This is a genomic window from Klebsiella sp. K47 (genome assembly GCF_051858335.1).
Classification (GTDB): domain Bacteria; phylum Pseudomonadota; class Gammaproteobacteria; order Enterobacterales; family Enterobacteriaceae; genus Klebsiella; species Klebsiella pneumoniae.
This window is the reverse complement of the sequence record NZ_JBPYUI010000550.1, coordinates 1-213: the sequence shown is the minus strand read 5'-3', so window position 1 is coordinate 213 and position 213 is coordinate 1. Positions and strand designations below refer to the sequence as shown.

The 213-nt window shown below is 67.1% G+C and carries 1 protein-coding gene; it reads right to left on the bottom strand.

Annotation, left to right across the window (positions count from 1 at the left end):
* On the bottom strand, positions 1-213 hold a 213-nt coding region (locus RRF55_RS29170; RefSeq protein WP_439419475.1), incomplete at both ends, for a 3-deoxy-7-phosphoheptulonate synthase.

The window sequence follows — 213 nt, the reverse complement described above, 5'->3', positions numbered from 1 at the left end:
CCCACAGCACGCGCCGGCCATCGCGCTTGACCGCATTCAACAGCGGCGGCAGCTTCTCGGCGATCTGAGCCGCGCCCATGCGGTGGATGAAGCTCAGGCGGCCCGGTTCGTCATCGGGGTTGAGCACATCGATCAGGCGCAGCAGCTGGTCCGGCTGCACCGACGGGCCGACCTTGATCGCGATCGGATTGCGCACGCCACGCAGGTATTCCA